18 protein-coding genes are annotated in these 25,567 nt (G+C 64.6%); 16 read left to right on the top strand and 2 right to left on the bottom strand.

Going from position 1 to position 25,567, the window contains the following annotated elements:
* Positions 1–509: 509 nt before the first annotated feature.
* The 6 genes from ACJH6I_RS08600 to ACJH6I_RS08575 are packed head-to-tail and all read left to right on the top strand — an operon-like array spanning position 510 to position 12,643.
* A complete protein-coding gene (locus ACJH6I_RS08600) occupies positions 510–1,676 on the top strand; it encodes a DUF1998 domain-containing protein (RefSeq protein ID WP_406783987.1) in 1,167 nt (388 codons plus the stop codon).
* Between the two features lie 6 nt (positions 1,677–1,682).
* Positions 1,683–4,499 carry a helicase-related protein gene (locus ACJH6I_RS08595; protein WP_406783949.1) on the top strand — a complete coding sequence of 939 codons (2,817 nt, stop codon included), beginning with the start codon at positions 1,683–1,685 and terminating at the stop codon, positions 4,497–4,499.
* Positions 4,496–8,458, top strand: a complete 3,963-nt coding sequence (locus ACJH6I_RS08590; RefSeq protein WP_406783948.1) for an Eco57I restriction-modification methylase domain-containing protein — start codon at positions 4,496–4,498, stop codon at positions 8,456–8,458. The genes ACJH6I_RS08595 and ACJH6I_RS08590 overlap by 4 nt, the downstream gene beginning before the upstream one ends.
* A gap of 15 nt (positions 8,459–8,473) precedes the next feature.
* Positions 8,474–10,744 carry an McrB family protein gene (locus ACJH6I_RS08585; protein ID WP_406783947.1) on the top strand — a complete coding sequence of 757 codons (2,271 nt, stop codon included), beginning with the start codon at positions 8,474–8,476 and terminating at the stop codon, positions 10,742–10,744.
* A 19-nt stretch (positions 10,745–10,763) separates the two neighbouring features.
* A complete protein-coding gene (locus ACJH6I_RS08580; RefSeq protein ID WP_406783946.1) occupies positions 10,764–11,900 on the top strand; it encodes an McrC family protein in 1,137 nt (378 codons plus the stop codon).
* A gap of 44 nt (positions 11,901–11,944) precedes the next feature.
* Positions 11,945–12,643: a hypothetical protein gene (locus ACJH6I_RS08575; protein ID WP_406783945.1), complete on the top strand. Its 699-nt coding sequence runs from the start codon at positions 11,945–11,947 to the stop codon at positions 12,641–12,643.
* A gap of 2,416 nt (positions 12,644–15,059) precedes the next feature.
* Here the strand turns inward: ACJH6I_RS08575 and ACJH6I_RS08570 are convergent.
* Together ACJH6I_RS08570 and ACJH6I_RS08565 are read right to left on the bottom strand one after the other, a co-directional pair.
* On the bottom strand, positions 15,060–15,953 hold the full coding sequence (locus tag ACJH6I_RS08570) for a DNA-processing protein DprA (protein WP_406783944.1): 894 nt from the start codon (positions 15,951–15,953) through the stop codon (positions 15,060–15,062).
* A gap of 652 nt (positions 15,954–16,605) precedes the next feature.
* Complete coding sequence (locus tag ACJH6I_RS08565) at positions 16,606–17,205, bottom strand: hypothetical protein (protein WP_406783943.1); 600 nt, start codon at positions 17,203–17,205, stop codon at positions 16,606–16,608.
* A gap of 123 nt (positions 17,206–17,328) precedes the next feature.
* On the opposite strand from ACJH6I_RS08565, the gene ACJH6I_RS08560 reads away from it, so the two are divergent.
* The 10 genes from ACJH6I_RS08560 (at position 17,329) to ACJH6I_RS08515 (ending at position 25,516) form a co-directional block, all read left to right on the top strand.
* A complete protein-coding gene (locus ACJH6I_RS08560) occupies positions 17,329–17,487 on the top strand; it encodes a hypothetical protein (RefSeq protein ID WP_406783942.1) in 159 nt (52 codons plus the stop codon).
* Positions 17,488–17,776: 289 nt separating this feature from the next.
* On the top strand, positions 17,777–18,061 hold the full coding sequence (locus ACJH6I_RS08555) for a hypothetical protein (protein WP_406783941.1): 285 nt from the start codon (positions 17,777–17,779) through the stop codon (positions 18,059–18,061).
* Positions 18,062–18,096: 35 nt separating this feature from the next.
* Positions 18,097–18,390 (top strand): hypothetical protein, encoded by a 294-nt coding sequence (locus ACJH6I_RS08550; protein WP_406783940.1) that lies wholly within the window; start codon positions 18,097–18,099, stop codon positions 18,388–18,390.
* Between the two features lie 426 nt (positions 18,391–18,816).
* Entirely contained in the window at positions 18,817–20,028 is a 1,212-nt protein-coding gene (locus ACJH6I_RS08545) for a hypothetical protein (RefSeq protein ID WP_406783939.1), read from the top strand.
* Entirely contained in the window at positions 20,025–21,809 is a 1,785-nt protein-coding gene (locus ACJH6I_RS08540) for a hypothetical protein (protein ID WP_406783938.1), read from the top strand. Before ACJH6I_RS08545 ends, ACJH6I_RS08540 begins: the two co-directional genes overlap by 4 nt.
* Before the next feature lie 444 nt (positions 21,810–22,253).
* Complete coding sequence (locus ACJH6I_RS08535; protein ID WP_061000060.1) at positions 22,254–22,709, top strand: SRPBCC family protein; 456 nt, start codon at positions 22,254–22,256, stop codon at positions 22,707–22,709.
* A 106-nt stretch (positions 22,710–22,815) separates the two neighbouring features.
* A complete protein-coding gene (locus ACJH6I_RS08530) occupies positions 22,816–23,010 on the top strand; it encodes a hypothetical protein (protein ID WP_061000058.1) in 195 nt (64 codons plus the stop codon).
* A gap of 121 nt (positions 23,011–23,131) precedes the next feature.
* Positions 23,132–23,539 (top strand): hypothetical protein, encoded by a 408-nt coding sequence (locus tag ACJH6I_RS08525; RefSeq protein ID WP_131808724.1) that lies wholly within the window; start codon positions 23,132–23,134, stop codon positions 23,537–23,539.
* Between the two features lie 58 nt (positions 23,540–23,597).
* Complete coding sequence (locus ACJH6I_RS08520) at positions 23,598–24,431, top strand: SDR family NAD(P)-dependent oxidoreductase (RefSeq protein WP_061000088.1); 834 nt, start codon at positions 23,598–23,600, stop codon at positions 24,429–24,431.
* A gap of 29 nt (positions 24,432–24,460) precedes the next feature.
* Positions 24,461–25,516, top strand: a complete 1,056-nt coding sequence (locus tag ACJH6I_RS08515) for a DUF6670 family protein (RefSeq protein ID WP_406783937.1) — start codon at positions 24,461–24,463, stop codon at positions 25,514–25,516.
* Positions 25,517–25,567 lie beyond the last annotated feature (51 nt).

The following is a 25,567-nucleotide window of genomic DNA, read 5'->3' as shown; positions in this document are numbered from 1 at the left end:
ACGATCAGCAGGAACAGAACCGCATCGTGTTGGACATCTCGGTGAACCGTCGAGCCCGCGACGCCGCCGAGGCCAGGCGGCGCGAAGCCGAGGGGCAACTGCGGCTGCTGCGCAACGAAGACACCGACCGGATGCATTCGGACTTCTACACTTACCGCTACTTCGCCTCCGAAGGCTTCCTGCCCGGCTACAGCTTCCCGCGGCTCCCGCTGGCCGCCTACATCCCCGGTGTGCGCAGCGCCGCGGGCCGCGGCGACGGCGGCGACTATCTGCAGCGGCCGCGATTCCTGGCCATCAGCGAGTTCGGGCCCGGAGCGATCATCTACCACGAAGGCGCCCGGTACGTGGTCAAACGCGTCCAGGTACCGATGACGTCGGGCGGCATCGGCACCGTGGAAACCCAGGATGCGTACCGGTGCGAATCCTGCGGGTACCACCACGTGCGGCGGGCGGGTCTGGACGTCTGCGAGCACTGCGGCGGCGCGCTGGGCACGCCGCACTACGGGCTGATGAAGATGCAGACGGTATTCACCCGTCGCCGCGAACGGATCTCCAGCGATGAGGAAGAACGCCGGCGGGCCGGGTTCGAGTTGCACACGTCCTACCGGTTCAGCCAGCACGGGCCGCGCACCGGCCGGCTCGACGCCACAGTGGCGTCCGCAGAGGGCCCGACGCCGCTGGCGGCGTTGAGCTACGGAGACACAGCGACCGTGCGGGTGACCAACGTGGGCCGACGTCGGCGCAAGCACCCGGGTGATCTCGGCTACTGGTTGGACACCGTGAAGGGGGAGTGGCTGTCCGAAAGGGAGGCCGGGGACACCACTCCGCAGGAGGACGAGCTCGAAGACGCCGCCGACGCGCCGTCCAAGCAGAAGGTCATTCCCTACGTCGAGGACACCCGAAACATCCTGGTATTCCGGCTTACGCGCCCGGTCACCGAGGAGGCCGCGACCAGCCTGCGCTACGCGCTGGAGCGCGGTGTGGAAGCCGAGTTCCAGTTGGAGGATTCGGAGCTCTCCAGTGAGGCGTTGCCCGACAACGACAGCCGGGCCCGGATGCTGTTCACCGAGTCCGCCGAGGGCGGCGCGGGTGTGCTGCGCCGCCTGCATTCCGAGCCCGAGGCATTGGCGCAAGCCGCCCGCAAGGCGCTCGACATCGCCCACTTCCGGCCCGACGGCAGCGACGCCGGCCAAGCGGACGGGGCCCGCGAACGCTGCGAAAAGGCCTGCTACGACTGCCTGTTGTCGTACGGCAACCAGACCGATCATCAAAACATCGACCGGCACGCGGTCCGCGACTTATTGATGGAATTGGCGGCCGCGACGACCTCGCCGACCGCCGCGTCGAGCCCGGCCGGTGAGCGCATCGACCAGATCCACACTCAGGCCGAATCGCAACTGGAACGCGACTTCATCGAATTGCTGGTCGAACACGACTTCGCTCTGCCCGACGGTGTCCGCGAACCGATCGGATCCACCACGCTCACCGCGGATTTCGTCTACCGCTCCGACGACGCGGCGCTGGCCGTGTTCCTCGACGAGCAGACCCCCGTGGACGCCGGCCAGGTGGAGGACACCCTGATCGACATCGGATGGTCGGTGCTGCGGCTGAAGGTCGGTGAGGACTGGGTTAACAAGATACGCCAGCATGCCTACGCATTCGGCGAAGGGAGATAGAGGGCAATGGGTTTCGCACCGGGCAATCTGGTGACGGCGCGCGGGCGGGAGTGGGTGGTTCTTCCCGACAGCACCGACGACTTTCTGGTCCTGCGTCCGCTCGGCGGTATCGACGACGACATCGCCGGCGTTCTCGTCAGCGAGGGCGTGACGGCCGCGACCTTTCCTCCGCCGGTGCCCGACGACATCGGAGACCACCTCAGCGCGTCGATGCTGCGCAGCGCGCTGCGGATCGGATTCCGATCCACCGCAGGGCCGTTCCGCAGCCTGGCGTCCATCGCGGTCGAACCGCGCGCCTACCAGCTGGTCCCGCTGATGATGGCGCTGCGCCAGGACGTTGTGCGGCTGCTGATCGCCGACGACGTCGGCATCGGCAAGACCATCGAAGCCGCACTCATCGTCGCCGAACTGCTGCAGGTGGGTGACGCCCGCGGGCTGGCGGTGCTGTGCAGTCCCGCGCTGGCCGAGCAGTGGCAAAGCGAACTGCGCGCGAAGTTCGGTTTCGAGGCCGAACTGGTGTTGCCCAGCACCGTCCGGCGCCTCGAACGCGGCCTGGTCGGCGCCGAGTCGATCTTCGAACGCTACCCGATCACCGTGATCTCCACCGACTTCATCAAGAGCACCCGACGCCGCCACGAATTTCTTCGCACCTGCCCGGATCTGGTGATCGTCGACGAAGTGCACACCTGTGTCGCGGACTCCACCTCATCGGGATCGGGACGCACCCAGCGCTACGAGCTGATGCGCGATCTCGCCGCCGACACGTCCCGGCACCTGATCCTGGCCAGCGCCACCCCGCACAGCGGCAAGGAAGAAGCGTTCCGCAATCTGCTGGGGCTGCTCGACCCGGAGTTGGCCGCCGTGGACCTCGAAGACCGCCGCGGCCGGGAACGCCTGGCCAGACATTTCGTCCAGCGCCGCCGCGCCGACATCCGGCGCTACCTCGACGAGGACACCCCGTTCCCGAAGGACCGGCTCACCACCGAAGTTCCCTACACCCTCAGCCGCGAATACGACGCCCTGTTCACCAAAGTGCTGGACTACGCCAGGGAAACGGTCCGCAGCGGCGACGGCGGGCTGGCCCGGCGGGTCAACTGGTGGTCGGCGCTGGCGCTGCTGCGCGCACTGGCGTCCTCGCCACGCGCGGCCGCCCAAACGCTGCGCACCCGCGCCGCGGCCGCGGCAGCCGACTCACCGGAGGAGGCCGACGCGATCGGCCGTGCCATCGTGCTCGACCAAGCCGACGACGAAGCGCTCGAGGCGGCCGACACCACACCGGGTTCGGACCCCAGCTCCGGACAGACCGACTCGAAGTCGCGGCGGCTGTGTGGCTTCCTCGCCGACGCCCAGAAGCTGGAGGGAAAGCCGGACAAGAAGATCGCCGCACTGGTCAAGATCGTCAAGGAAGTCCAGGCCGAGGGCTGCGACCCGATCGTGTTCTGCCGCTTTATCGACACCGCGGAATACGTCGCCGAACACCTCGACGCCGCGCTCGGCAAGAACGTCACGGTGCGGGCGGTGACCGGAACCTTGCCGCCCGATGAGCGCGTCACCCGGATCGAGGAACTGGCCGCGACGCCCGGCCGGCACGTGCTGGTCGCCACCGACTGCCTGTCCGAAGGGGTGAATTTGCAGGAGAACTTCCAGGCGGTCATCCACTACGACCTGGCGTGGAACCCCACCCGGCACGAACAACGCGAAGGGCGTGTCGACCGGTTCGGCCAAGCCGCCCAGACGGTGCGCGCGGTGACCCTCTACGGGCGCGACAACCAGATCGACGGGATCGTCCTGGACGTGCTGCTGCGCAAACACGAAGCGATCCGCAAGGCGACCGGCGTGTCCGTGCCGGTCCCCGACAACACCGACGCGGTGGTCGAGGCGCTCATGGAGGGGTTGCTGCTGCGCGGCCGCGACGCCGAACAACTCGGCCTCGAACTGGACATCCAGGACAAGCAGAACGCGCTCTACACGCGATGGGATTCGGCGGCAGAGCGGGAACGCGTCGCGCAGACCAAATACGCTCAACACGGCATCAAACCCGAAGAGGTGGCTGCCGAGCTGCGAGAGTCCCGCGACGCTCTCGGTACTGGCGCCGAGGTCGCTGGGTTTGTGCTGAACGCGTTGAAATCGCTGCGATCCACCTGCAGTACAACGGAATCCGGATTCACCGCCACCCTCGCGCCGCTGCCTCTGGGCCTGCGGGACGCGCTGCCGCCCGACCGGCGCGACCCGTTGGTGTTCGCCACCGACCTGCCGGTGGCCCGCGGGCAGGCGGTGCTCAACCGCACCGACGCCAGCGTCGAGGCCATCGCTAACTATGTCCTCGAATCAGCCTTGGACACCGAGCTACCCGCCGCGCAGCGACCGGCGTGCCGCTGCTCGGTGGTGCGGACAAAGGCGGTGTCCACCCGAACGACAATGTTGCTGGTGCGCTATCGGTTCCACCTGGAATTGCCGTCCCGCTCGGGCACCCGCCAACTGGTGGCCGAAGACGTGGCGACCTTGGCGTTCGAAGGAGCGCCCGCACAGGCGAAGTGGCTGGAACCCGCGGCGGTAACGCCGCTGTTGGACGCCACCCCGTCGGGCAACGTTCCGCACCCCCAGGCTCAGCAGTTCCTCAGCAGAAGCCTCGATGGCCTCGACGACGTTCGCGATCACCTCGAGCGCCACGGTGAACTGCTGGCCCAACGGCTGCTGGAATCGCACCGCAGGGTTCGCCAGGCTGCCGCCGACGTTGTCCGCGGCCTCAAGGTCACAGTCGAGCCCGTCGCCGACGTCCTCGGCGTATTCGTGTTCGTTCCCCCGACGGGAGTCGCTCAATGAGTACCGACGCGACGGCCGCGTTCGTGGGCATCCGCATCCAGGGTGGTCTGCTGCCCGCCGACCTGCTCGCGAAACTGGCCACCGGCACCGACCTGCCGGGGCTGACGTCAGCGGACTTCCACCTGCCGGCGGGTGAATCCGTCCGGGAGGCTGCCAACCGGGTGTGGGCCTACCTGCGTGGCGCTTGGACCACCTACCGCCAAGCCCTCGCCGCCCTGCCCGACAGCGACACCGCGACATCGCTGACCCGGGAGCGGTTCCTGCTGGTGATGTTGGACCAACTCGGCTACGGCCGCGTCCCCACCACCGGGAAGGGCGGCATCACCGTCGGCGCGTACAGCCACCCCGTTTCTCACCTGTGGGGCAGCGTGCCGATCCACCTGCTCGGCCGGGTGCCGCTGGACACCCGCAGCAAAGGTGTCGCCGGGGCGGCCGGGGCCTCACCGCAGTCCATGGTGCAGGAGTTGCTCAACCGCTCCGACACGCACCTGTGGGCGATCCTGGCCAACGCCACCACCCTGCGACTGCTGCGGGACTCCACCTCGCTGGTGGGTTCGGCCTACGTCGAGTTCGACCTGGAGGCCATCTTCGACGGCGACCTGTTCGCCGACTTCCTGCTGCTGTACACGCTGTGCCACGTCTCCCGCGTGGAAGCCCGCGACACCGAGATCGGGCCAGCCTCGTGCTGGCTGGAACAGTGGCGCCAGGACGCGGTCGACACCGGGTCACGCGCCCTGAACCTGTTGCGCGACGGGGTCGTCGACGCGCTGCAGACCCTCGGTGCAGGGTTCCTGGCCCACCCCGACAACGCGGCACTGCGCGACGATCTGGCCGAGGGGCGGTTGTCGGTCGATGACGTGCACCACGCGCTGCTGCGCGTCGCCTACCGGATGCTGTTCACCTTCGTCGCCGAGGACAGAGGCGCGCTCCTGGACCCGAACGCCACCCCCCGGGCCCGACAGCGTTACACCGACTACTTCTCCACCGACCGGCTGCGGCGCACCGCACGGCGCCGTCGCGGCGGACGCTACGGCGACAAATGGCAAGCACTGTTGCTGGTGTGGCGGGGGCTCGGCAGCATCGACGGGCTGCCCGAACTGGGCCTGCCCGGCATCGGCGGACTCTTCGAGAAGGGCGAACTGGACTTCCTCGGCGACTGCGCGTTGAGCAACCAGGCACTGCAGTCGGCGGTGCGGTCTCTGTCGGTGGTCCGCGAACCCAGGTCGAACGTGCTGCGCGTGGTCGACTACCGCAACCTGGGTGCCGAAGAACTCGGCAGCATCTACGAGGCGTTGCTGGAGTTCGTGCCGGCCTGGGATCCCGCCACCAAGACCTACACGCTGTCGATCGCCTCGGGCAATCAACGCAAGGACACCGGCTCCTACTACACCCCCACCTCGCTGGTGGAGTCGCTGCTGGACACCGCGCTGGATCCGGTGCTCGACGACGCGGAGAAGTCCTCCTCCGGCGACGCAGTAGAGGCGCTGTTGAACGTCACGGTCTGCGACCCGGCCTGCGGCAGCGGCCACTTCCTGGTCGGCGCGGCCCGCCGCATCGCCAAACGGGTCGCCGCGCTTCGCACCGGGGACCCCGAACCCACCCCCGAGGCGGTCCGGTCGGCGATGCGCGAGGTCGCCGGGCGCTGCGTCTACGGCGTCGACGTCAACCCGCTGGCGGCCGAACTCGCCAAAGTGTCGCTGTGGATGGAAGCGCTCGAACCCGGACGCCCGCTGACCTTCCTCGACGCGCAGATCAAAGTCGGCAACGCGTTGGTGGGCACCACACCGAGCCTGCTCGCCGACGGCCTGCCCGACGACGCGTTCAAACCCATCGAAGGCGACGACAAGAAGGTCACCAGCACCCTGGCCAAACAGAACAAGGCCGAACGCAGCGCACAGGGCAGCCTGTTCGACGTGGACATGGTCGCCGCCAACACCACACTGGCCGAACAGGTGCACGACGTGGTGGCCGCGCAGCCGCTGTCTCTGGCCGATGTGCACGTCCAGCAGCAGCGGCTCCGGGCCTACACCGAGTCCGACGACTACCGGACGCAGCGGCTCGCCGCCGACGCGTGGTGCGCCGCGTTCGTCTGGCCGAAGACACCGGGGGCGCCCAAGGCGATCACCCACCGCACCATCACCCGGCTGGCCGAGGGTGATGACAGGCTCGATGAGCGCAGCCACACTGAGATCGAACGACTGGCAGCCGAGTACCGATTCTTCCACTGGCACTTGGAGTTCCCGCACATCTTCCCGACCACGCCGGCTGCGGGCGACACCGTCAACCCCGCCACCGGATGGGCGGGCGGGTTCTCCGTGGTGATCGGCAACCCGCCATGGGAGCGCGTCAAACTGCAAGAGCAGGAGTTCTTCGCAGCGCGTGATCCGGAGATCGCCATGGCGCCCAACGCGGCGGCGCGAAAACGCCTCATCGCGAAGCTTCCGGATACCAACGAGCCGTTGCACCTGGCGTTCATCGCCGAGAAACGACGTGCAGAAGGAATATCGCATCTCATGCGGACGTCGGGCCGCTATCCGCTGACGGGGCGTGGCGACATCAACACGTATGCGGTGTTCGCCGAGGCGGACCGGAACCTGCTCGGCGGCGGCGGACGACTCGGCGTCATCCTGCCGACCGGTATCGCGACCGACGCGACCACGCAGTACTACTTCAAAGATCTCGTCCTCAGTCAGTCGATTTCGAGCCTGTACGACTTCGAGAACGCCAAGCCGCTGTTCGAGGGAGTGCATCGGAGCCTCAAGTTCTGTCTGCTGACCTTAGTCGGCCGCGACTCACGCGAGCCCGAAGCCAGCTTCGCGTTCTTCGCCCGTGACCCCACTGACTTACAGCGCGCCGGCGTGACATTCGCCCTCACACCGGAGGAGATCACGCTGCTCAACCCCAACACCGGAACCTGCCCGGTGTTCCGCAGCCGCCGCGACGCCGAGATCACACTCGGCATTTACAAACGGGTGCCGGTGCTCATCCGCGAAGGCGACCCCGATGGAAACCCCTGGGGCATCAAGTTCATGACGATGTTCCACATGTCCAACGACTCGCACCTGTTCCGCACCCGCGAGGAACTCGAAAACGACGGCTGGGAACTAAACGGCAACGTGTTCGAGCGGGGTAAGAAGCGGATGCTGCCGCTGTACCAAGGGATGATGGCCGACTTCTACAACCACAGAGCAGCCGATGTAGTTCGAAGTGCCACAGCGGCAAAGCGCCAAAATCAGCCACGGCACCTCTCCGATGATGAACTGGCGAACCCGAATCGGCCCGCGATGCCCGCCTACTGGGTAAGCGAGGCAGAGATGCCGGCGCATACACCTAGCTGGTTCCTCGCGTTCTCGAACATATCAAGTCCCACCAACGAGAGATCGATGGTCGCGTACCCGCTGCCAATGGCCGCTGTCGGACACAGTATTCCACTGATCCTATGTGACGACGGGGCCATACTTTTGGCGGTCCTAAGCAGCTTTGCCTTGGACTACTCACTGCGGCAGAAACTCGGAGGAGTCAACCTCACCTACAACTATGTACAGCAATTGCCGGTGTTGTCGCGCGAGGTATTCACCACGCCTTCGCCCTGGTACACAACTCAATCGATCAAGCAGTGGGTCATCCGACGCGTAGCGGAACTCGTGTATACATCCTTCGACATGGCGGGGTTTGCAGCAGACTACGAACTGACCGACGAGCCGTATGAGTGGAATCCCGAGCGAAGAGAACTGCTACGCGCCGAGCTCGACGCCGCCTTCTTCCATCTCTATGGCATCGAACGCGATGACGTCGACTACATCATGGAAACGTTCCAGGTCGTCAAGCGCAAAAACATTGCCGCACTAGGCGAATATCGCACAAAGCGCATGATCTTAGAGATATATGACGCGATGGCCGAAGCCGAAGCCACGGGTGTTCCCTACGAATCACAGTTCGACGATTTGACGGCGCAGTGACAGGGGGTATGACACATGAGTGATGCTGAAGTGGGGACGTTCGCCCGTGAGGCTTCACCGAGAGTCGAGGTGGTCGGCCGGCGGCTCATCGATTGTGGCTTGGGCAAAGACGATTCACTTCTGACGCCGGGGGAGCCGGTCTGGAGCGTCGACAATCTCGAGCAACTCAAACGGGAGTATGTCGACAAGCCCGACATGGGCCCCGGCGACTTCTTCGACAAGCTGAAACATCAACTCGCCCAAGCTTCTCCCGCAGCAACTCAGTTGTTCGCCGAAGTGCTCATCCTCAATGTGCTGCCGATCCTCAACATGGGTGGCTCGCTGAAGGTGAAGCAGATCCAAGCCGTTCTGGACATGAGCAGCGTGCCCGTGGCAATACCGGCCGACGTGGAGGAAGCCCTGCTCGGCGGCGGTGTCTTCCACGGCGGTCAGGCGTTCACTTCCTACAAATGGGCACAGATCGGGTACCTCATCGAGGTCGCCCGCCACTTCAAGTCGCTGCCCGACGGCCGACGCGTCGATGCACTCGCCGACCCGCTGACCTTCCGCGACGAAATCGACGCCGTGCCGACCGGCCAAGCAGCACAACGACAATCACTGCTCTATCTGGCCTTCCCGCACTTTTTCCTGCCGGTGGTCAGCAATGCTCACCGCACGACCATGCGCGACGGTCTGGCCGCCGACTACCTCGACACCTCCTCCGGCGACGTCGACATCGATCTGGCCCGCATCTATGAAGCGCTGACCGATGCCGAGGGTGGACACGTCGACCTCTACGCTCCCGAATGGAAAGCGAAGTGGGAGAAAGGTACGCCCCCGAAGCCAGAACCGACACCGGATGTTCAGCACGCGTGGAAGGTTCACGGCTCCAACGTCAAAGGCCAGGACATGATCCCGGTCTGGCGTGAGAAGCAATCGCTGTCGTTGGCGGCGAGCCTGCTGCGACCGGTCGAAGCCGACGTCACCCGCGAGGAACTCAAGGCATTCGTCGACGACGACTACCGATCGTCGGGGTATGCGGCGCGGCAAGAGAAGTTCGACGAGTTTTACGCGTTCCTGAAACGGATGCACCCCGGCGACCTGGTCGTCACGATCAGTCAGGGCGACATCCACTTCGGCACCATCACCGGTGACGCCTACTTCGTCGCTAGCAGCGACGGGCGTTCCAACCTCCGCCGCTCGGTGAAGTGGTACCAGCATCCCTGCCGGACGTCGGAGCTGCCCGGCGACGTGGCGGCGCGTCTGAACGCCCAAGGCGAGGTTCTCGACCTGAGCCAGCATCTGGAGACACTGACCGCCCTGGCCGAGCGTCGGCCGCCGAGGCCGAAGCACGGCGACGTGCATCTGCCCGATGCCACCGCCGAGTTGTCACAGCAACTCCACGTGGGCATCGATTGGCTACAGGATTGCGTCGACCTGCTCCGTGATCGCCGCCAACTCATCTTCTACGGCCCACCCGGCACCGGGAAGACCTACATCGCCCAGAAACTCGCTCGCCACGTCACCGACGAAGCGAACATCAAGTTCGTACAGTTCCACCCCGCCTACTCCTACGAAGACTTCTTCGAAGGCTTCCGGCCACAGGGTGAGGCCAGTGGCCAGATCGGATTCACGTTGAAAGCCGGACCGCTACGGTCGCTGGTCGACAAGGCCGTCGACAACCCCGACGCGGTATTCGTCCTCATCATCGACGAAATCAACCGCGGCAACCTACCGAAGATCTTCGGCGAACTGTACTTCCTGCTCGAATACCGCGACCAAGCCATCGACTTGATGTACTCCTCAGACAGCGCAGAGCCGTTCTCGCTGCCCAAGAATATCTACGTCATCGGCACCATGAACACCGCCGACCGCTCCATCGCGCTGGTCGACGCGGCCCTACGCCGCCGGTTCGCGTTCCTCCCGCTGCACCCGTCTGGAGCCCCGACCAATGGGATCCTGCGCAGCTGGCTGGCCGCTAAGGGGTACCCGATGACACTCGCGGACCTGCACGACGAACTCAACAACCGCATCAGCGACACAGACTTCAAGATCGGACCGTCATATTTCATGAGGGACCGGATCGCCAGTGACTTGACGGGTGCAGCTCTGAAACTGATGTGGCGCACCGATATTCTGCCGCTACTCGAAGAGCACCACTACGGCGACCGCGGCGTCGACGTCCAGGCCCGCTACGGCTTGGACGCGCTGACCAAGAGCCTGGCCGCGGCGGCGGTGGCCGCCGAGGGCTTGGGACTGGATACCGAACCGGGCGACGATGAGTCCAGCACCGCTGATCCTCACTGAGGGAGGACCGGCTGTTCCGGTGTCCCTGAGCGTCGCGGAGTACTGCGCGTTGACCGCCGTGGGCATCGCAGCGGTCACCCCGACGCTCACCGACGGTGTGTACGACGTTGCGGCGGGCCGGAAGGTGGGTGCGGTCGTCATCGGTGAACGCCCGCTGATCGTGCGTCCGAAGATCGCCGACTTGAACCGGCTGCTGTTCCTACTCGGTTACGCCCAGAACCCGGCGATCTGGCGCGATGACCCTATCGGCCTGGTCGGCGCGGACGAACTCCTCCCCGGCGTCGCCGAGGCCTTCGCCCGTTTGGCCACCCGCGCCGTCGAGCAGGGTCTGCTGCAGGGCTACCGGACGGTCGCCGACGTGCTTCCAGTACTTCGCGGGCGAATCCTGGCCGGGGAGCAGATGAGCCGGCTCTACGGGCTTCCCGTCCCGCTTGCCGTGGAGTACGACGACTTCACCGTCGACATCCCCGAGAACCAATTGCTCGCGATGGCGAGTTTGCGGCTGCTGACAGTGCCGCGCGTGAGCGATACAGCACGGCGGCTGCTACTGCGGCTGCGCCGCACCCTGGCCGACGTTTCTGTGCCGGCACGCGGGTCCGCGGTGCCGGCCTGGCAGCCCAGCCGTCTCAACGTCCGCTACCAGGCCGCACTGCGGCTGGCCGAGATCGTCGTGGCTGCCGAATCGTTCGAGCATCACCTGGGCGACGTCACCGTCACGGGCTACATGTTCGACATGTGGCGGATCTTCGAAGATTTCGTCACCACCGCACTCGACGAATCCCTCACCGGCCTTGGTTGGCGATGCGCGACACAGGCAGCGTTGCATCTCGACGAACAACGCGAAGTCGACATGCGACCCGACCTGCTCTGTAGGCGTAACGGATCGGTGCGCGCGGTCATCGACGCCAAATACAAGGCCGAACGCCCCGAAGGTTTCCCCAACGCCGACCTCTACCAAATGCTGGCCTACTGCACCGTTCTCGGACTTGAAGACGGACATCTAGTCTACGCGAAAGGTAACGAACCGGTCAGCATCCACACCGTGCAACGCAGTGGCGTGACGATGCACTGTCACGCACTGGATTTGGCATTGCCACCGGCGGCGCTGCTGCAGCAAGTCTACGAACTCGCACTGGTGGTCGCCGGAGCACGATGACATTCAGAAACCTGGGAACCACAACGATGAGGAGAGGTTGACCATTGCCAGAAGGAACCAGCACCCGGCTTGACACCGTCGACACCGCGGTCGTCTCAGGATGGCACGTGGAATCCACAGATGAGACTGACGTTTTCAGCAAGAACCACCTCAGAATTGAAGTCCATTACTCCGGCGACGACACGATAGACAGCGCCACCAAACGAGGCGAACACGGCGACCTCGACACGATCGGCGACCACATGGAAGCGAAGGTCGACCACCTTCGCTCCTGGCTGACCGGTCGGCCAGTGACGGCCGCACCCATCCGCCTTCCGGAGGCTGACTCCACGGCCGAACCGGGCGGATGGACCCGGCGGGAGTTCGTCGCGGCCGTCGACGACCCGGGCGACAGAGCTTTCCTTCAGAGGTTCCTCGAACTGATGGACGCCAACGGTCAACGGCCACGGGAGGGAACGCACGCTCGGCTGACATTCGGAAAGAAGCCGGGAGGTGCGCTGTTCGTGTATCCCTTCGGCAGGAGGTTTCCGCCTTTGAAGTTCTCGGTGAAGAACGGGCAACTATTGGTCGCTGGTTGCTGGAAGGGCAACTTCAAAGCCTCGGGCCATCCCGGTTTTGGCGAGATCGCATCGCTTCTAGGCCAGAACGAAGCCGGGCCGGCGAAAGCGGTACCGGTCGCGGGACTCGATCCCGACGAGCTGTGGGCCTTGGGGGACAGGGTTTCCCGCGCAGTCAACCAGTAGGTCGTTGGCGGGTGGGCCCGTCTTGTCGGCCGCAGCGCCTATGGTGAGCGGCACGCCAGAGGTCAACGCCCGGTTACTGGCGGCGATGCAGAAGCCGACAAGAGTACGGCAGGTTGTAGGAGGGTTCACCTGAACAATTCCGAGGCGATCGCGGCGGTCGCGGCCGAGCGTGGGCGGAGCCCGCACTCCTACACGGCCCACGAAGCGCCGGCCGGATCGATGCACGACGGTCTCTGGTACGTCAGCGAGCGCGATGCCAGGGAGATGCCCATCGATGACAGTGTGTGGATCGTGTTCTCAGACGGCTGCGTCACGCGCGGGATCCCTGTCGGTAACCCGATCAACCCGCCGACGCCACCAGAGAGCCTGCGTGTTCGCCCGTGAGTCGGCACCGGGTGGGACAGCCAGTCTCTGCAGATGCTCAAAAGGCCACCACCAGGTGCCCCGAGAATAAGGTTAGGAGACAAGATGGCCAAGCGTCGTTCTCAACGTGGGGAATGCGTTGAGTGCGGCAACCGCGTAACGGTTCGCGACGACGGAACGCTCGGGCCGCACTATCGAGGTGAAGGCGGTCGCATCCGGTGGAACAACGAGCGTCGTTGCCCCGGCGGATTCAACCCCAGAGATGATGGCGCGATCCGACCGGTCGCTAAGGCCAACAAGAAGTACGTGGCGCCGCCGCCCAGCGAGGGCGAGTACAGCGTTCGCACGGTCAGCGGTGGCCTCCCTTCATCAGGGCGTAAGCACCGTTAGTTAGCTGAACGACTCGTCCTCCCGGCGGAACTCGTTGGACGGAAGGTCAGTTGACGCGTAGGACTTCCTTCGACTTGTTGCCGGACCCTAGCCCACCTTGCACAACGCGGATTGGTTGCCGCTTCTCCGCAAACTCCCGTTCCGCGCGTCGATCGGACTTCTTCTTCTCGCGAAGATTCTTCCGAGCTTCCGGGCTACGGAGCAACCACTGGCAGCGCGGGCACGTCTCCACGTTGTGCGCTGGATTCTTGAGATTGCAGAGGCGTGGTGTGCGGCCGGACTTGCTCACCACTATGACGCTATCCGAAGGTCTCAGGGCTGCCGCACGTAGGTCCCACAAAGCAAGTGTCAGACATTCACAAGCGCGCTGCCGCTGTCGACCATGCCGTCAATCAACAAGATTCTCAGTATGGGCCCGAATAGGGCATCATCGCGATCAGAATAGCGGCCCTATCCGGTGTCGGCGTCGCCATCGGCGCAGCAGGCGAAATGGTGATGGCCCGCGGAGTCATCCGGGACCGTCAAGGTGATACTCAACTTAGCAACGCTCTGAACGAGGCCGAGTCGGGTGGCGCTGAGAAATGCGGTGATTGGCGCGACTAGGGACGTCTCACCTCGCGAGTATCGGCACTGCCCCGCTGCTGGCGTCCTCGCTGGTCAATACCGCCGTTCTTCACCATGCCCTGCACTAACTTCGATACCGTGGCCGTTTGTAGGTCAAACGCCGCGGCTACGCGGTCAGTGATGTCGCAGCATCGGTGCCACTGACCGTCAGCGAGGATGGCGAGGATCATCCGACAGGCTGGCGCGATACGACCGGGCGCATCCCAGGAGAAACCGGGCCATGGAATCGGGTCCGGACGTGTGGGCGACCGCGTACTGGTTGAGAATAGCGGAGGCGGGCATGCACCGGCCGTCCACGGGCATAGGGACGGTTCGTAACGCCTCTCGCTGATGTGATTCGTATAAGTCCACCCCGGATAGCCACCGCGGGGATCCAGCCACCGTGCGATAGCCATGACCGACACGACTTGCGCCCCAGCCTGTTTGATTGCAGTGGCGACAGACGCGGCGTGTCCGCCAGTCGTCCAGGTGTCATCGATGATCATTACGTGGCTGCCGTCCGGGACCAGTCCATGTACGTCGTAAAAATCCGGCCGTACTTCCCGCCGCTGCGCATCAGTAGCAAACCGGGAGGCCCTACTCGCCGAGATCTCGATCTCGTCTTGGTCAGCGAGAATCGCAAGTAAGATCTCACGGAAACGATGCTCTGCGCCAGCAGTTTTCAATGATGGCACCGCCGCCCAGTATCGCGTCACGTGTCCCATGAGCGCGCCTGCACAGCTGCGGTGCTGCAACCCTATGGCCGTCAGTACAGCCACAAGCTGAATGTCGGCCGCTGTTGCCTGAGGTCCCTTGTAGCGGTGCATTAACGCGCCGCTCTTTAAACCTCGACAGCCGTAGATCATCGTGCCGACAAGATCAACAGTGGCTGATCCAGTGTTCGTAGTACAGCGGTCGCAGCGTGCTGCTCTTCCATTCAATAGTCCGCCGCGACACACCTCACAAGTACGCCGTGGGATGTGAATTGTGTTGTGGAACTGATGCACTGCTGCTTGGGCAAGAAACATCTCGAGTGGACTATCCGCCTCGTGCGCCTCTTTCACTTGGCATCACCCGCGTCTGACTCCCTGCGGGTGCCTGGCACGACCTGTTGGACTATCTCGGCGAGCTCTGTCAGGCTGGCAGCCCTGTACACACCGGAAGTCGACAGCAGTTGCTGTGCCCAAGCATTGGCGTCGGTGACAAGATCGGTGAGGATCAGCGGCCGACCTAGCTTGACGGCTTGCTGCGCGAGGTTGCGAGCGCCGCTGTGCTCTCCGGCTTCGACCACGATTGCTGCCGATGCGTACTGTGCGATGGAGCTGTTGCGTAGCAGAAAGTTGGCCTTATGAGGTGGGGCTTCCGGCCAGAACTGCGACAAGAGCAGGCCGCGTTCGCCAATCGCATGCTGAGTCGTGCGATTTGCCGCCGGGTAGCTTTTGGTAATGCCCGTGGCGATGAATGCCACGGTGCGTCCTCCGGTGCGGAGCGCAGTCTCGTGTGCAGCGGAATCTATTCCGGCCGCCAAGCCAGAAACAACGGTAAGAGACTGTTCTACAAGGTATTCGGTGATGGCCGTCGCCAGTTGGATCCCGCGCACGGAGGCGTCCCGCGAACCAACGACCGCTACGGCGGGGTCGTGGTACTTCAAGCGTCCCCGGGCGAACAGGAACGGCGGCGTATTGGCGGTACCGGTCATTGATGGTGGAAAGCTGACGTCTATTGCGCTGAGGAACCGCAGGCCGGTCCGTTCCCACGCTCGAAGGTCAGTCTCTGCATCAGCAAGGGGAGCCTTCTCCGCGCTGGGTAGCAAACCATCAGGATGATACTTGCGCCAGACTTCGACAGCGCTGCCACATGAGAGGACCTGTGCAGTGAGCTTTCGCCACGTGAGGTTGCCTGGTCTGGCGCGCAGAAGGGCGACGAGCGCCGCGTGTTCTGCGAACGACTCCAACGGGAGGCCCCTTCCGTGATCAGCCCCGGCATACGACGAGAGCACCCGCGGTCTCGTGCTGTCCGTCCGTCGAGAGTCTAGGTCGCCAACACGCCGCAGATGGGCATCCTTGACTGGCTGACGTCGCAACCCGCAGCGAGTCGGTCTCAACGGTGGCGACCGGGCTGATCCGAGCTACTTGGGTGTCGGCTACCGACGAATTACGACCCACCCAGCCGATCCCGAGCCTTCCTAACGACGTCTTCGCTCAACAGCTCGGGTAGTTCAGCACGAGTTGCTCGCTGTGAGGTCGAGGCAGCGAGGCGCGATGTCCCATGCGAGCTTAACAAAGCCCTCAGCTGGGTGGAGCGTGTCGACCACCATGCGGTTGGCTTCAACCCCTCCGTGCTGTTTCACCATCTGTACGAACCGGGTGAGGTTATATCCAAGGCATCTTGACTCTTCGATGCCCGCCCACGTATCGGCCTCTAAGCTAAGTATTCGTCGCTGTGGTAGTGCCGCTGGTACTGCCGCTCGATCGCCTGCCGCTCGGCAAGGACATCGCGCGGATCGCGAAGCCTTGCGTAGGCCTGTGGACCGCCGACTGTCCCAGTACCTCCGTGGCGACGCCGTTTTCCTCGTTCATCGAGGTTCATCACCGCCGGTGTAGGGGTCATCGGCCGCGATCTGCTCGACGACCTCGATGATGCCGCGCAGCGCCTCGTCCTCGGTGGGGGCCAACCAAGACAGCGAGGGGAACTCGGCGACCAGGCCCAACGAACTCGTTGTCCGCCGGCGACCACTCGACCCGGTAGGCGTAGTCCGAGCTGGCGGCGGCCTCGGCGGTCCGCGTGTGCAGATGTTTGCGGATGATGGTGACTATGAACGCCGCGCGCTCCCGAAGGCTCTCCCCGTACCCGGGGGCGTTGATCGTGCCGGTGGCGATGAGGTCTCCCCTGGTGATGCCGGGCTGCTGCGCGTCCAGGTCCAATTCGATTTCCCAGTCCCCGCCCCGTTCGCGGAAGTAGAAGCTGTGCCGGTCGACCTGGCCTTCCCACTGCTCGGGAACTTGCCCGCCGTGTCGGCCGATGGCGACGCCCGGCTGATCGGCGAGCCACGCCTGCAGGTCGGCCTCGGCGGCCTGTTGGTCGGCCTGGAGCTGCTGGCCCTCCGGTGAATGCTGGAACTCGTCCATGTGGTCGAGAAACCCCTGGAAGGTCTCTGCTGACCGCCACCGCCGGTCCTGCGGTGCATTCTCAATGTCGTCGGGCATCAGCGGTCACCTCTGCGGGGTGTCGAGCAGAGCGCTGGCGGGAGGCATGCCTTCTATTCTGCTGACCGCGATCAAGCACCTGCTGACCACGGTAGCCGTCAGCGCCCTGTCCTGGCTGGCGGTGTGCGTCATCGCGATGTTTACCGGCCACGCCACACCAATGTCCTGCCCGTTATCGGTGCGGTGCTGCTCGGCCTGATCGAAGTACTCGTCACGCGCCCGATGCACGACCTGGCTCCCATGGCGCCCTTGCCGTGGACGCTGATGTCCTCGGTGGAGTAGGCCGTCACACACACCTCGCCGTCCGCAACGGACATGTGCAGCTGTCCGGTGAGCTGACGGTCGTAACCGGCGTGATCTGGTGGCGCTTGCCGGCGTGGAAGAAGTCGCCGATGACCGTGACCCCGGCCGGCGGCATGCTGCCTGACCCCGCGCGCCGGCTTGAGTCACCAGCACGGTCGATGGTCGCGTGGCGGTCGGCGCGGAACTGGTCGACCACTTGGGGTGCGGCGCCGAGGCGCTCCTCGCCCGCCTCGCGTACCTGTCAGCGCTACCGGCGAGACTAGCGCGTATGACGGACACCGAACCGCAGTGGCGGCATATCTGCGAAGTCTGCGGGATTGAGGAGATCCTGACCCCGAGCGTTGCGTTTGACCTCGGATGGGACTACCCACCGCGCATGGGCAAGTTCGGTGTCGTCAGCCCCCGATGTTGTCCTCGATGTCCCAACATGAGAACGGTGTGGTGGGCTCTGGCGATCGATGGCTACACCGAGGACATGCTGACCGACATGCAGCGGGCTACCGTCAGGCGTATCGCCGGTGAACCAGACTCCGTTGCCGTGGTAGATGATTGAACGGAATCGTCAGATCTGGTGACGAACGAAGCTGCGTGTCCCGTGTCCCGTCGTGGCTCTCGCCGCTGTCGATGCGTCAGCGCCCGCGACACGCGCGCAAAGAGCTGTTCGCGAAGACCTCTCCGAAGCTGTCGCTGGATGTTTTGATCTGCGTTGTCGAGTACCGTGCGCAGGAACTAACGGCGGTCGCGAGCTCGATCAACCTTGAGGCGGTGATTGCTCACAGAAGGTCGAAATATGTTGTTCAGCAACGGGGATGCGCACAGAGCGCGTACGTCGACTGGAATCATGATCTGAACAGGGACCATCTTCGCCGCCACGGCGCCTAGCTTTCGAAGTTCACCACATACGGTGAACGTTTACCCCGGTTGTTGCGAGAAGCCCTCAACAGCAACATATTCAAAGTCACACGTCGGTTAATCTACGGCCGGGAATCTCTCGACAAATCTCCGGGACTCGATGGGAGCTGCGATGGGTAGGCCACGCAACGGACGCCTTTCACGGGTGCGAGTCGAGTTCAGCTTGCCACCGGCAATCGCCGAAGCCGTCTACACGTATGCAGATTCCGCGGACATCACGTTGTCTCAGGCCGGCGGTGAACTTCTGAAGCTGGCGCTGAGCCAGCGGGGAACTGATCGTGACGGGTATATCGAGAATCTACTGAATCCCGTTGTGCACGGCCCGAAGTCGGGAGGTCAACCGAACTCTTAGCCTCAGTGCCCTAACGGCAGTCCCGCGGCATGTGCCGCCCAGAAATGCCGGAAGCCGGGCGGCAACCCGGCTTCCAGACAAAACAAAGAGTTCTCAGGCTCTTCAAACCCTCCAAGGAGGACTGTGTTTATTTCAGCGTGCCCACGCACGATTGTCAACCAACCACGCCGCGTGATCGGCAGTGGTCGCTGATGTCCCGAATCAAGAGGTTCGCCCCGGCCGATGCGTCGATGAGTGTTCCTGACGCGGTACCGCCCGAGCCGCTTCTGGAAGCGGCATCGGCGTTTATGCAACGCGCCGCCTTAACGCCGGTGCCGGAGCCGGGTCCCGATCTCGAAGAGCGCATGGCCATGCTTACCGCGATCACGATCCGCTACCCGGACCCCAAGATCGCCAGGGAAGCGGTTCTGCAGGCCGCGAAGGTCCAGTGCATGACCGACTTCAGCTGCGAAACGACAGATAAGAAGTCGTGCGCTGAGGTGGCACGGCATCTGGCCTGGGCCGCCGTCGGTGGCGTCGTCGATGCCAAGCGAGCTCTCAAACGCGGACCTGTCGACGAGCGACTGGAGGTCACCGGAGCGCAGAAACCCCGAGGTCATCGGCAAGTCCGCCACGTCCTCTACACCGCGGGACGCTTGTTCCATCCCCGGGAGTACCCGCCAGAGCGGGTAACGCCGGTGGCGCGGACGAAGCGGAAGGCAGCCAGTTACGACGAGATCCGCTCTTTCTATAGGGTCGTCTGGGAATTGCCCACCCCGCTGGGGATGCGAGCGCTGGCGTTGGCGGATCTCAGCTACGGCGTCGGTGCCCGCGCGGCCGACTTCAAGGTGCTGCGAGGAACGTCGATCACGACGGTGCGCTCACATGGCCGAGCGATCTGCGTCGTCGCCCTGCCCAACGTCGCCGGCGGCGTGCGGCAGGTACCGGTCCTGGAACCCGGCATCAACTCCCGGCTCATCGAATTGTCGGCCCGAGTCGGCGACGGCTTGGTGCTGGCCCCTAACGCCGAGTTTGCCGAACGCAACATCGTTAACCGCATCAGCGAAAAGCTGACGAACAAGGGATATCCACCAGTCAGGGCGGCGGCGCTGCGCAACCGGTGGATTCTTGACATAGCCGAACGGTGCATACCGACAGCGCTGCTGTTGCAGCTAGCGGATGTTGCGGACTTGAGGGTATTGAGCGATCTGCGAAAAGAGCTGCCGCACTTCAAAATCCGGCCTGCGATCACCATCCAGCAGGAGAGCCTGCGATGATCGCCGCGCGCAAACCGGAGTGCATCATCGCCGACGACCTCTTCAACTACGCCCGCCACCTGGTGTGGGAATCTGGGGTAGCCGAACTCATCGATGATCAGCACCCTCATCGTCGCGAGGCGGTCGGGCGACGCCCACAAGGCATCGCCTATACGACCACCGCGGTTCTGGTCTCGCTTCTGATCAGGGTCATTATGAAACGCCCTCCCACACTGACGGGCATCCTGCAGACAATGACGGAGCTCACCGCGGCCCAACTCACCGCGGTCGGCATGCACGACCAGGATTGCTCACGGATCTGGCGACAACACCATGCCGAGTACAAGCGCTTCACCGCCTGGTGGACACGCAGACTCAGGCCTTTCGATTCCTGGGCTGACCTGCCGGCCCGGCGCATGACCAATGCCCAGTATCACGCCCGCCTCAAGAAGCGCACCGAGGAACAACGCGAGCATGCTGAACGCGCCGCACGACTTGTGCACCTGGCCATCAACCGCCTCGTTGCGGCGTCCGTGGAGGTCAAGAACCCCGAAGGCTGTCGGGGAGACCTCGTCGTCGACGGCACCCTCTACCTCGTCGCCAAACAGGACGGCACGATCGGCGTCGCCGACGACAAGATGCGCGGCGCCGTACCGAGTGCGAACTACCACGTGCGCGACCGCAAGTCTGCGGCCAGCGACGGCACCGGCGCCACCCGCCAGATCACCTATGCGGGGATGACTCTGGAAATGACAGCACTGACCCGCATCGGTAAACCCACTGCGATGCACGCCGTGGCACCGGTCTTCGTCGGCATTGCCATCCACTACGGAACCTCAGGAAGCCCGGAAGGCATGGCCGATGCGCTTGAACGAGCCGAGGCCAACGGTCTGACCGGACGTCCAGAAAGCCTTCGCGCTAAGTGGCCTTTCATGGTTTCCGACATGGCCTACAACACGAAGGACAAAACTGCCGACATCCTGCTGGAACGTCGCTACAACTTCGTTGGCCGGTTCCCCAAGGGCTGGGGGATCGAATGTCCCTCGACGAAACCTGCCGGGGCGCCCGCCTCTGAGCCCGAACCGGGCGCTCTCCAATGGGCCGGGGCATTCTTCTGCCCCGCCGTCCTGGAGAAGATCAAAGGCCACAGCGCACCGAAGATGGAATACCTTCTCAGCAACGATCAGTTCCGCCTCCACGACAAGCGGTTGCGGCGCATCCTGCCCTACCTCATGGGGTACAACTCACGGCCCTTCTACGCACAAGGCGGGCACGGCAGGCCCGTTCTGGGTCGCTCACGTAAGCAGGTGGTGAAGGTCAAACTGGTCTGTCCGGCGGCGCTGGGGAACGTCACCTGTCCACTCAAACCTGAATCCATGCAGTACGGCCGCCGCGGAGTCCCGGTCGCGGAGCCGACCTGGCAGGCCCACGAACGTGGATGCTGCGCCAAGTCCAGCGTCATGGTCACCCTCACTCCGGATCAGTTCAAGCGCGCGCAATGGGATCTGGTACCCGGCAGCTGGGAACACGCGGTGTACTTCGAGGCAGCTCGCGCGCTGACCGAGCAGCGGTTCAGCCACCTCAAATCGGCCCACGTGACGGGGCTGAGCAAGCTCACCGACGGGCCGCGACGCGACCCGATGATCAAGCTGATCCTGGCTATGGCCGTCGTCGCCTCCAATCGGGAAAGCCAAGCAAACTTCGACCCAGCCAAGGTCAGGGGTGAGTCCATCGACATGCGGATGCGTCAGCTCGCCGCCGACCTCGGCCACGAACCTGCCCGCACACCGCCACGAACCTAAGAACATCTCCGCATGATGGACCGCGCCTAACAGGTGCGGTCCATCGTCATGTCCGCAGCCGGAAAAGTCGGTGGAATGGAACGGCACAATTTCACCGAACCGCCACAGAACGCCCGCTGCCAGCGGAAACGGCAGGCTTCCGCTTTGCGAGGAGAAGCGCTGATATCAACCGCCGCGACCGCACGACGGCCAGAGCGGCACCACCGAAGTTGTCCTTCTGATCCTGGATAAAGTCGGTGGAAAAATCGCAAAAAGTCGGTGGAATCATCCGCCGGATTGGCACTCTGACCTGCATTTGAGAACTTCACACACAACAAAAGCCGCGAATCCGGTTCGGATTCGCGGCTTTTGCATTTATCGGGTGTTGTGGTGAGGCCCGTGTAGGCGATCCAGCCGAAACAGGAGGGTGGCCTGCCGGGCGGTACCGATCGATAGGATCGCGCCATGAAGGGTTCGGTTACCGTCCACATGAGCGCGCAGGCCGATCAGGTCTGGAACCTGATCGCCGATATTCGGAACACCCCGAAATACTCGCCCGAAGTATTCGAGTCGGAATGGCTGGACGGAGCCACCGGACCCGCACTGGGCGCGCTGTTCCGCGGCCACGTCAAGCGCAACGAGATCGGGCCGATCTACTGGACGACGTGCCGGGTCACGGCCTGCGAACCCGGGAGCGAGTTCGGCTTCGCGGTGCTTGCCGGCGACAAGGCGGTGAACAACTGGCACTACGCCCTGGCGCCCGCCGGCGATGGCACTGATGTCACCGAGTCGTTCTGGATGACGCCCGGCCTGCTCGACACCGTGTTCGGCATTTTCGGCGGCCAGCTGCGCACCCGACGCAACATCCGGGACATGAGGACCACTCTCAACCGCATCAAGGCCGAGGTCGAGTCCGTCTGATCCGCCTGCGCGCAGGAAGGTGAACAGCGCGCTCCGCCCCCGGTATGAGGACGGAGCCGTCCCCAGCACGATGCCCGACGGTGGTCTCGGCTCATAGGGTTCGTCGATGACTGCATTCTCCTGCCGGCCGAGCCTGGCCGCGGTCGTCCTCGTACCGCGAACTCGATTCCGGCGCAACATAATTGGAAATCCCGCCTGGGCGGCCCGGATCGCCGCCGCGCGGGCGCACACCGCGCATCGGGGACGGCCCGACCTGCTTTTCGACGAAGCGGCCACCGAGCGCGAGATGTACCGGCTGTAGCCCACGCTGGCGGGCCAATCTGTGATTCGTGCGAGGAAACGGCCCGCTGGCGTAGGAAGCACTTCCCCGACCGCGTCGCCCGCGCTCACACTCGGTGCACGAGCTGCGGAAGGGGATCGGCATGAGGACAGAGATCGTCCGCGAAATCCCGGCGCCCTTCTGGATCGCGCCCGGGACCGGTGTCGACTGGCGGACGGCCGTAGAGGCGACGGCGACGGCGGCGGCGCGGCACGTGCCGTCGGCACTGCGGTGGACAGCCGAGGTCGATGATTGCGGGACGCACCACCGCAGCGAGCGATACGACATCTCGGAGCAGTCGTTGCCGGGCCTGCCCACGTATGTACTGACCGGCTACGGTCTGGATTACCTGAGCGACAGTGTGGACTTTCTGAAGTCGGTCGCCGCCGGACACTACGACCGGATGACGCGCCGTCAGCGCTGGCGCGGGTTGGTCCCGCATACCGCGGCCGGTGATCACTGCGAACCGCCGCTGTGGATGGGCGGCTCGGGCATCACCGGCCGAGGCTGAAGTAACCGAGTGGTAATATCGGCGACGTCCCGGTGAGAACACCGTGTGGGAGGAAACCATGTTCATTCGTAATGCCGTGATGGATCTCGTCCAGCGCCGCACCCTGTTGCCCGAGCGACTCGACGCCGCGCTGGCCGGCCCGGGACGTGACGTCAGCGACCTGACGATCGTCGTGACGGGCGCCTCGGCCGGTATCGGCCGGCAGGCCGTCACCCAGCTCCGCGCGCGCGGTGCCACCGTCATCGCCGTCGCCCGCCGGGAGGACGAACTACGGACGCTCGCCGCCGAGACCGGATGCTCTTGGCGCACTTGCGATCTGGCCGACCAGGCGGCCACGGCCCGGCTGCTGGCCGACCTCGCCGACGAACGCGTGGACGTGCTGGTGAACAACGCCGGACATTCGATCCGCCGCAGCATCGCCGACGCCACCGACCGGCTGCACGACTATCAGCGCACGATGTCCCTCAACTACCTGGCTGCTGTCCAGCTGAGCCTGGGGCTGCTGCCGGGCATGATTGAGCGCGGCCGCGGTCAGGTCGTCAACGTCTGTACCTGGGGCCTGCACGCCAACACGTTCCCGCGCTTCTCCGCGTATGCCGCTTCCAAGAGTGCGCTGGCGATCTTCGGCCGCAGCCTCAATGCCGAACGGCCCCACCCAGGCATCAGTGCCACCAATGTCTACTTCCCGCTGGTCCGCACCGAAATGATCGCGCCCACAGCCGAATACGAGGATGCCCCGGCACTGTCGGCGGAAGAGGCCGGACGCTGGATCGTGCGGGCGGTCACCCATCAGCCGGTCGAGGTCAGCCCCGCGGTGCTGCGCGCGGTCCTGCCGACCATCGACCTCATCTCCCCCGCCACGGCGGACCGTGCTCTCGCCGCCCTCACCTAGTCGCCGATCCCACGCCAGACAAGGACTCCATGAAGACGCACCCGATCTCCCGCGCGCTGTCGCGTGTCGTCATCGACGGCATGCTGCCGCTGGTCGACAGTCGCCTGCCGGCGTCGCGCCTGCCGTTCGACGCCCCGGAGATTCTCCGACCCCATGACCTCTCACATGCCTGGGGCGTAACGCATTTCGGTGTGTTCGTGCCGGACCTGCCCGACCCCTACCGCTATCTCAACACCATGACGCTGCTGGGTGCGTCGGGCGCCGAACTGTTCGATCTCGACCACCTGGCCGCCGCCGACGCGCGCGACACCACCACGGTCTTCTCGTCGACCGCACATGCGGACCAGCGGTTCTATCGGGCTTACGACATGAGCGCGGACTGCTGGTTCACCGCCGATGCCCGCCGGCTGCACTGGGCCGAAGACCTGGCCATCAACGTGGCCCTGCCGCACGTCGTCGTCCGCGGCCGCTATCCGCAGTTCGACGTAGACCTCAAACTGAATGTCACAGCACAGGTTTCGTACTTCGTGAAGTCGCCGATCTATGACCACCTGAGCCTGCTCGCGCCCTACACCGGCACGGTCGACGGCGTCGCAGTCAGCGGTCTGGGTACCTTCGAGTACGCGAGAATCCGTACGCACCAAGCACTTACGCGCCGGCCGATACCGGCCCAGCTGAAACTGCCGCTGGATTTCTTCACCTACCAGATCATCAACCTCGACGAGCGAACGCAGGTGTTGCTGACCGACGTCCGGGCGCGGGGCCGCACCGCCTGCAAGCTGGCCCACGTGCGGGTGCTCGGCGGCGAGACCGAGGTCTACACCGACGTCCACTTCGCGGTCACCGAATACGGCGAGCCGCTCGTCGACGATCGGGGCAACAAGATGCGGAGGCCCCGCAAGTTCAAGTGGTCGGTGCGTGATGGCGACCGGGAAATTCTGGCGCTGATCGGCACCGTTGACGCGCCGTGGCGCCTCGGGCACGGACCGGGATACGTGACGGCGTACTCCTATACCGGTACCTGGGGTACCGGATCGGTCTCGGGCAGTGCATATCTGGAGTGGATCGACGTTCAGCCGGACTGAATTGCCTGTTCGTCCCAGGCAACGGTCAACTCCGGGGCAGAGGTGCTGCGG

It is taken from the genome of Mycobacterium sp. SMC-13, assembly GCF_045311035.1.
Taxonomy (GTDB): Bacteria; Actinomycetota; Actinomycetes; order Mycobacteriales; family Mycobacteriaceae; genus Mycobacterium.
The sequence above is the reverse complement of the archived record's forward strand: the minus strand, read 5'-3'. Positions and strand labels throughout refer to the sequence as shown.

Coding starts and splice junctions, on each gene's coding strand:
- ACJH6I_RS08600 (WP_406783987.1), top strand. CDS start 510: ATGAAGATGCAGACGGTATTCACCCGTCGCCGCGAACGGATCTCCAGC.
- ACJH6I_RS08595 (WP_406783949.1), top strand. CDS start 1,683: ATGGGTTTCGCACCGGGCAATCTGGTGACGGCGCGCGGGCGGGAGTGG.
- ACJH6I_RS08590 (WP_406783948.1), top strand. CDS start 4,496: ATGAGTACCGACGCGACGGCCGCGTTCGTGGGCATCCGCATCCAGGGT.
- ACJH6I_RS08585 (WP_406783947.1), top strand. CDS start 8,474: ATGAGTGATGCTGAAGTGGGGACGTTCGCCCGTGAGGCTTCACCGAGA.
- ACJH6I_RS08565 (WP_406783943.1), bottom strand. CDS start 17,205: ATGCCCGACGACATTGAGAATGCACCGCAGGACCGGCGGTGGCGGTCA.
- ACJH6I_RS08555 (WP_406783941.1), top strand. CDS start 17,777: ATGACGGACACCGAACCGCAGTGGCGGCATATCTGCGAAGTCTGCGGG.
- ACJH6I_RS08545 (WP_406783939.1), top strand. CDS start 18,817: ATGCCGGAAGCCGGGCGGCAACCCGGCTTCCAGACAAAACAAAGAGTT.
- ACJH6I_RS08540 (WP_406783938.1), top strand. CDS start 20,025: ATGATCGCCGCGCGCAAACCGGAGTGCATCATCGCCGACGACCTCTTC.
- ACJH6I_RS08535 (WP_061000060.1), top strand. CDS start 22,254: ATGAAGGGTTCGGTTACCGTCCACATGAGCGCGCAGGCCGATCAGGTC.
- ACJH6I_RS08530 (WP_061000058.1), top strand. CDS start 22,816: ATGACTGCATTCTCCTGCCGGCCGAGCCTGGCCGCGGTCGTCCTCGTA.
- ACJH6I_RS08525 (WP_131808724.1), top strand. CDS start 23,132: ATGAGGACAGAGATCGTCCGCGAAATCCCGGCGCCCTTCTGGATCGCG.
- ACJH6I_RS08520 (WP_061000088.1), top strand. CDS start 23,598: ATGTTCATTCGTAATGCCGTGATGGATCTCGTCCAGCGCCGCACCCTG.
- ACJH6I_RS08515 (WP_406783937.1), top strand. CDS start 24,461: ATGAAGACGCACCCGATCTCCCGCGCGCTGTCGCGTGTCGTCATCGAC.